Below are 8,192 nucleotides of genomic sequence, written 5' to 3' on the forward strand. Positions count from 1 at the left end.
GGCGCCCCTGCCTCAGCGCCACGTCCGCGCCCTTCCCGTCCCCTTCCTCTCCCACTACTCCGTCGACCCACTGGCTCCGTGCGATGTCCTCGACACCCACGTCCACGTAGCTCACGCGCAGGGCCGGGTACTCGTTCGCCACCGCCTTGGCGAAGCCCTGCACGCTCGCGCCCCAGGGACGCGGGCTCTCTCCTTCCACCACCCGGTGCGCGCCCACCGTCACCACCCTCAACTCCAGAGGCTTGAGCGCCCAGCCGTGCATGCTCAGCGCCTTCACCAGACTGAAGAGGGCCACCACGCCCCGCTCCTGGCTGGCTTCCAGTGCGGCTTCGTCCTCCACGCTGGCCGTGGGCTTCGCGTCCGCGCCTCCCAGGAAGTACAGCCGCGTCAGGCCTCCGGCCTCTTGTAGCCATTCCTGCGCTCCGGCTTCGTCACGCCGGTTCCACTCCCACTGGCCCGGGCCGTGCCGGTGCGTGCGCTCCGACAGCCTCACCCGCACCACGCCCTCCGCCGCGTGCGCTTGCGCCAGGGCCTCTTCCAATTCAGCGCTGCCTTCGTGTCCCACCAGCACCACGCGCGCGCCCGATACGTGGCCTGGAGCCCGCGTCTCCTCCGTCATTGCGCTGCCTTCGTGGCTTACCTGCACCACTCGCGCGCCTTGCGTCATGGTGGTTCCTTCGTGGGCCCGCGCCGGTGCGGGGCTCGGTTCCCACCTGGGCGCGTACAGCAGCGCTTCGGCCTTCACGGACGGCTCCGGCTTCGCGGCGGCTTGCGGCTTCGTGTCGCGCCACTCCCGCAGCGTCACCTCGTTCAGCTCGACGCAGACCTCTCCGTTCGCGTCGAGGATTGCGACGTCGTAGCGCAGGCGCCCGAGCTGCTTGATGGCGGCGAAGGCCTCGGTCGGGACCGCACGGCGGAGCACGACCTCCTCCACCGCGAAGGGCATCACCGTGGTCCCGGGCGCCTGCTCCACCACGCCGAGGACGCTCTGCATCGCGCCGTCCAGCATGCCGGGCGGCAGGCCCCACTGGCTCCACTCCTCCCGCTGCTTCCCGTTCACCGCCAGATGCGACAGCGCCTCCGTCGCGCCACAACGGACCTCCCTCACGCTCCGGAAGCTCTCGCCGTAACGCAGGCCGATTCCCTCGTAACGCTGGTACAGCTCCGGCGCGTCGAGCCTCCGCTCACACCGCGACCGCAGCTCCGCCAGGGACACGCGCGGGCCCGCCTCGGGCTGCGCGCCCGTGTGGAGCTCTCCCTGGGCGTGGGTCGTCCAGGCTTCCCCTTCGGCCCCCTGGCTCTGCACCAGGAAGTCCAGCCGGCCGGACTCGCCCCGGCGCAGCGTCAGGCGGACGTCGCGCCCCGCTCCTTCCACCGCCAGCTTCTGCAGCCACACCACGCGACGCAGCGTGTACTGCCCGGGCCCGAGCGCCTGGCGCGCCGCTTCGTGCGCCATCTCCAGATACGCGACGCCGGGGAGGATGGCGTGTCCGCGCACCCGGTGCTCCGCCACCACCCAGGCCTCCTCGGGCAGGCGCCGCGTGAAGACGAGCCCCGTGTCCAGCGTGCCTCCCGCTTCCACGGCTCCGAGCAACAGATGCGCGTCGCGCGCGGGCTCGCCAATCCAGTGGCGCGTCCGGGCGAAGGGATACGTCGGCAGCGAGACGCGACGGCGCTCACGGCCCGCGAACAGGCGCGTGCCCTCCACGGAGCCGCCCTTCAACCACGCCGTGGCGAGCGCGTGGAGCTGCTCCGCGAAGCGCGCTCCGGAGGCACGTGCCTCCCGCCAGCGCGCCTCGTCCGCAGCCGCGTCCACCGGCGGACGCGAGGTGACGTTGGCCACCTCCGCGAACCATGTCCCCCGCGCGCCCGTCGGCTGCCGCAGGGCCTCCCGCAGCTGCTCGCGCAGCTCGGCGACGTTCCGGACGACGAAGGCGGCCCGCACCGCGAAGTGGCGGCGGCCCAGGAGCAACGTGTGGCTGACGTCCTCCAGCGAGGCCACCGCGCCCTCCGCCTCCAGCCATCCCTCCAGGTCCCGCAGCCGGCGCAGGAGGGCTTCCTCCGTCCGGCCGGACAGGACGATGAGGGAGTGGGAGTCCGGCACCTCTCCCGTGGCGTGGGCCACGGCGGGCGCCTCCTCCAGCACGAGGTGGGCGTTGGTGCCGCTGAACCCGAACGAGCTGAGCGCCGCCCTGCGCGGACGGCCCTCCTGGCGCGGCCACGGCTGGAGCTGGCGGACGACGTAGAAGGGGCTCGACTGGAAGTCGATGTGCTCGTTCTCGCGCTCCAGCCCGAGGCTTGGCGGCAGCAGGCCGTGCTCCAACGACAGGAGCAGCTTGATCAGCCCGGTGACACCGGCCGCCGCGGCCGTGTGGCCCACGTTCGTCTTCACCGAGCCCAGGCCGCAGAAGCGCGTGCGGTCCGTCGATGCTCGGAAGGCGTTCGTCAGGGCCTGCACTTCGATGGGGTCCCCCAGCCGGGTGCCCGTGCCGTGCGCTTCCACGTAGCTGAGGGTTTCGGGGTGCACGCCGGCCCGTTCGTAGACGGAGCGCTCCAGCTCCTCCTGCGACAGGGCGCTGGGCGCGGTCAGGCCGTTCGTCTTGCCGTCCTGGTTGACGCCCGTGCCCTTGATGACGCCGTAGATGTGGTCGCGGTCGCGCAGGGCCGCCGCCAGCGGCTTGAGGACGACGGCCGCCGCGGCCTCTCCGGGGACGAAGCCGTCCGCGCCGTCGTCGAACGTGCGGCACTGGCCGCTCGGGGACAGCATGCCGGCGTTGCTGGTCTTGATGTAGAACGACGGCGTCACGGCGATGAAGACGCCGCCCGCCACCGCCATCTCACAGTCGCCCGCGAGCAGGCTCCGGCACGCGAGGTGGATGGCCGTGAGCGAGGAGGAGCAGGCGGTGTCGAGCGAGATGCTCGGGCCCTTCAGGTTGAGGAAGTAGGACAGCCGCGCGGGGATGACGGAGCAGTCGTTGCCCGCCAGCGCCTGCGCTTCGGTCTGCACTCCGGCCTGCTGGAGGTTGAGGGTGTAGTCGCCCGCGTTCACTCCGGCGAAGACGCCCACGCGCAGCCGGGAGGCTTCGTCGGTGGCGTAGCCGGCGTCTTCCAGCGCGCTCCAGCACTCCTCCAGGAACACGCGCTGCTGCGGCTCGGCCAGCTCGGCTTCGCGGCCGGTGATGCCGAAGAAGCGCGCGTCGAACTTGTCGATGTCGGTGAGGAAGCCGCCCCACTTGCAGTGGGTCTTGTCGCGCTTCATCGGATCCGGATCGTAGTGCCGGGTCCAGTCCCAGCGGCTCGCGGGGACCTCGGTGATGGCGCTCCGGCCGGACTCCAGCAGCTTCCAGAAGGCACGCGCGTTCGGGGCTCCCGGGAAGCGTCCCGCGAGCCCGATGACGGCGATGTCCGACGACGCCACGGGTGAGGGCTCGGGCGTCGGGAGGTGGGCCTCTAAGACCTGGCGGTCCGCGAGGTCGACCTCGGGAGGCGCGGCCTGCGGCGGCGGGGCCTTCGCGGCGAAGGCTCGCTCCACGGCGCTTGCGTGGGTCTTCAGGAGGAAGTCCCGGAGGCGGAAGACGTTCGGGTAGTCGAAGAGGGTCGTCGTGCGCAGGGACAGGCCCAGGGTCCGGTTGAGGCTGTTGACCAGACCGATGCCCATGATGGAGTTGATCCCGTACTCCGCGAACTGCTGCTCGCGGTCGATGCGGTCCTCCGGCATCCCGAGGATCTCCGCGACGAGGCGCACGATTTCACCTTCGACCGCCCGGCCCAGGTCCACCGGGGGCTGCGCCGCCACGGGCCGCGTCGACACCGTGCTTGCCGGCGCAGGCGCACCAGGATGCCCGAAGGCCGACGCCGTTCTCGGAGCCTCGACCGCGGGGGGCGCGAACGCAGGCATCGCCGATGGCCCCTGCCCCATCGCGCGATCGACCCCCGAAGAGAAACCCACCGTCCCGCGAGAAAACCCCGGCGTCGAGGCCACACCCGCTGGCGCGAACGCTGAGTGGGACGCCGTCGGCACGAAGCCCTGCGGCGTTGCCATCGTCGCTGGCGCGAACGCCGAGGAGGCACGCCGTCGGCGCGAACCCCGGCGGCGTTGTCATCGTCGCGGGTGCGAACGCTGAGGCTGCCGGCACTGGCGCGTACGCGGGCGGTGACGCCATCGTCGCTGGCGCGGACACGGGCGTGGGGCCGTGGCCCGAGGGGCGTTCGAACGCCGGAGGTGTCACCTGCCCAGCGCGCGGTGGCGCTGCTTCCGGGGCCATGCCGGCCTGTGCCAGCGGCGACGGGACGTAGGTCCGCGCCACCTTCGGCGCATCCAGCCAGTAGCGCTCCTGCGCGAACGGGTACGTCGGCAGCGGCATGCGCCGGCAGCCCTCGCCCTGCGGGAGGACCGCCCAGTCGATGCCCGCCCCTCCGACCCACAGCTCGGCGAGCCGGGGCAGCTTCCCCTTGCGCGCCCAGCTTCTCAGCATCACCTGCGCGTCCTCGTCGTCGCTCAGGAGCGTGTTGCGGCGGCCCGCGCCCTTCGCGCTGCCCACGAACGTCTCTCCGTCCTGACGCCCCGACAGGAACGCGCGCAGCCTCTGGAGCAGCTCCGCGGCGCTCCCCGCCACGATGGCCAGCCGCTCCTCCATCTCCTCACGGCCAACCTGCAACGTGTACGCAAGGTCCGCGAGCGGAAGCTCCGCCACCGGGCCCTGCGCCGCCTGCACAGCCGCGCGGCCCACGCCCCGCGCCTCCAGCGCTTGGACCAGGGGCTTCAACGACAGGCTTCCACTCAGCACCGACGAGGACAGCTCCACGTCGCAGGCCTCGTTCACCCGGCCCAGCAGCTCCGCCACCCCCGCGGGCCCCAGCGCCGTCGCGCCCCAGTCCTCCTCGCGGCGCAGCTCGTCCACGGCAATCCCGAGCACCGCGGACGCAGCGGACAGCACGATGTCCTCCGCGCTCCCCCGCGCCGCGCCAGTGCCTGCCGGGGCAATGCCCAGGCGCTCCTCGATGAACCGGATCAACTGCGCCGCCTGACCCTTCAGCCGGTCCGCGCTCCGGGCGGACAGGGGGAAGAGCCAGGGGCCGGGCGACGACGTGACGCCCTGGGGCCGGGCCGTCACGTACTCCTCGATCGCCACGTGGGCATTGGCGCCTCCGAAGCCGAAGGAGCTCACGCCCGCGCGCCGGGGAATCGGCCGTCCCTCGGCGTCCGTCAGGCGCGTCCAGGGCTGCGTCTTGTGGACGATGTAGAAGGGGCTGCCCTCCAGCCGGACCAGCGGGTTGAGCTTCTGGACATGGAGGCTCGCCGGCAGCTCGCCGTGGCGCATGGCCATCAGCACCTTCACCACGCCCGCGAGGCCCGCGGCCGACTCCAGGTGCCCGACGTTCGTTTTGATGGACCCGATGCCGCAGTAGTTCGCCTGCTTCAGCGTCCGGCCGCGCCGCCGCGCGAGCTGGGTGAAGGCCGTCTTCAGGCCCTCCACCTCCACCGGGTCTCCCAGCTCGGTGCCCGTGCCGTGCGCTTCCATGTACGTGACGGTCTCCGGCTCGAAGCCCGCGTCGTCCAGCGACCCGAGGATGAGCTCCGCCTGGGCCTTCGGGTTCGGCGCGGTCAGCGAGTTGGCCCGGCCGCCGTGGTTCTGCCGGGAGCCCCGGACGACCGCGTGGATGGGGTCCGCGTCCGCCTCCGCATGGTCCAGCCGCTTGAGCACCACCACCACCGCTCCCTCGCCGCGCACGTAGCCGTTCGCCGACGCGTCGAAGGTCTTGCAGCGCCCGTCGCGGGAGAGGATGCCCACCTGCGCGAGGTTCTGCGTCACCTCCGGCAGGGCCAATACGTTGACGCCTCCGGCGATGGCGATGTCGCACTCACCGGACCGCAGCGACTGCACCGCGCGGTGGAGCGCGACGACGCTGCTCGCGCAGGCGGCGTTGTGGACCTCGCTGGGGCCCCGGAAGTTGAAGAAATAGGAGATGCGGTTGGCCAGCATCGTCAGGGCGTTGCCGGTCTCCACCTGGGCGTGCAGGAGGCCGTGATGCGACAGGCGGTGGTGGTAGTCCTGCGACCACACGCCCATGAAGACGCCGACGTTGCGCCCCGACAGCTTCGAGGGCGGCAGCCCCGCGTCCTCCAGCGCCTTCCAGGTGCTCTGGAGCAGCATGCGCTGCTGCGGGTCCATCAGCTCCGCCTCGCGCGGGGAGGCCCCGAAGAACGACGCGTCGAAGCAGTCGAACCCGGGCGCGAAGCCGCCCCAGCGCAGGTAGGTGCCGTCCTCCTCGCCCCACGCCTTCCAATCCCACCGGTTCGTGGGCGCTTCGGAGATGAGGTGCTCCCCCGCGCGCAGGCTGCGCCAGAGCTCGTCCACGTCCCGGGCGCCGGGGAACACACCGGACATCCCGATGATCGCGACGCCCCGCTCCGTGCCTGCGTCCCTCTGGAAGCCACGGGACTCAGGAGCGGCATCCGTCGCACGCGAAGCCTCCGTCGCGACCATCGCGGCGGCCTGGGGCACCGCGTGTGTCGAAGGCGCGGGCGCTGCGGCAGGCGCGGATGCTGAGGCAGACGCCGGTGCTCCAGCGGAGGCAGGCGCCGCGATAGGCGCGGGTGCTTCCGCAGGGGCTGCGCCAGGCGCGGGTGCTGCGGCAGGCGTGGCGTTCGCGGGAGCCTGGGCCCGCGCGAGCTCCTCGCCGTACTGTTCCCAGAGGTGCTCCGCGATGCTCGCGATGGTCGGGTGCGAGAAGAACAGGGACGGGTTGAAGTCCACCTTGAACTGGCGCTCGATGCGGGCGGCGAAGTCCTTGAGCCCCAGCGAGTCGAAGCCCACGTCCCCCAGGCTGTCGTGCGCCCCGAGGGCTCCCGCGTCGACACGGAGGATCTCCGTGCCGGCGGCCAACAGCTCCGCCTCCACCTTCCGGGTGAAGGCCCGCGCGTCAATCGCCGGAGCGCGAGGAGCCGGAAGCGACGGCGCGGCGGATGCGACCTGCTGGGCAGGAGGAGGCGAAGACTTCGACACGGCGGGCACCTCTCCCTGGGCAGGCACGGAAGACTTCGGAGCGGCAGCGGTCACGGACACCCGGCCCTCGCGCTCGGCGCGCAGCGGCGAGTCCTCAATCCAGTGCCGGCGACGCACGAACGGGTACAGCGGGAGGGCGACCTTGGCATAGGCGCCGTCCGGATAGAGGTCGTCCCAGCGCACGTCCACTCCCCGGAGCCACAGCTTCAGGGCCGTATCCCAGAAGCTGTCATCCAGGGTGCGCGCCTGCGCGGGCAGCACGGTGAGCTCCGCCGGACGCGCCAGGGTCGTCTCCCCCAGCGCGAGGCACGCGAAGTCCTCTCCGGTATCGGGCGCCTGCTGGAGCGCCTGCGCGCGCTCCAGCCACTGCGCGAAGTCCCCCACCTCGTGCAGCCGCCCGCTGCGTCCCTCCAGCAGCGGGCACACCGCCCCCGGCCGCAGCCGGCGCTGACGCGCGTGCGCCAGGGTGGCGATGCGCTCGAAGTCCGGCTGCTCCACCGCGAGCAACTCCACCAGCTCCCTGCGGGGAATCACCTCGCCGGACACCAGCTCCAGCAGCTCCCGCAGGACCGGGTCCAGCCGCTCCAGCGCGGTGTCCAGCTCCCACTTCTGCTGGAGCGACCGCAACAGCACCGCGCTCACGAACGCGAACAGCAGCCGCTGGTGCCGGTCCTCGACGTCCTTCAGCGGATGGGTGCCATCCAGCAGTGAGGTGAGCCCCGCGTGCAGCCCGCCCAGGGCGGGGGCCCACTCGGCCGCGAGCTTGCGGAAGGAGTGCTGCTTGCGGATGAGCAGCCGCGCGCTCTCCACCCACGGCACGAGCGTGTCCACCACGCCATGGGCCCGCGCCACCAGGTCGCGCAGGTAGTCCGCGTCCAGCGCGTACCGCATCCACACCCCGCCGCCCACGGGATCGACGAAGGGCACCGATGGCCGCGACAGCTCCACCTCGCCCGGCGACAGCTCTCCGCGCAGCACGCGCAGCGCGTCCGTCAGCCGAACGGCCCCGCTGACGACCAGGGCCGGCCACACGCCATCGCCGTGGCCCGTGATGCGCTCGGGCACGAAGCCCGTGGCCAGCAGCCCGGCGACGTAGGCATGGGCCGCCACGAAGCCGCCCTCCGGCGTGGCCAGCGCCTCCGCCTGCTTCGCCTCCTCCACCCACCGCCGCAGCGCGCCCCCCGG

The 8,192-nt window shown here is 72.4% G+C and carries 2 protein-coding genes; both read right to left on the bottom strand.

The genetic code is table 11. The annotated features are described in order from the left end of the window. A partial coding sequence (locus tag ACLEQD_RS31620) for a beta-ketoacyl synthase N-terminal-like domain-containing protein (protein WP_410389226.1) occupies nt 1-3,796 on the bottom strand: 3,796 nt, incomplete at its 3' end. After that, the coding region (locus ACLEQD_RS31625; protein WP_410389227.1) for a beta-ketoacyl synthase N-terminal-like domain-containing protein at nt 3,750-8,192 on the bottom strand (4,443 nt) is incomplete at its 5' end. The genes ACLEQD_RS31620 and ACLEQD_RS31625, both read right to left, overlap by 47 nt.

Source organism: Corallococcus sp. 4LFB (assembly GCF_046520365.1).
GTDB classification, from domain to species: domain Bacteria; phylum Myxococcota; class Myxococcia; order Myxococcales; family Myxococcaceae; genus Corallococcus; species Corallococcus caeni.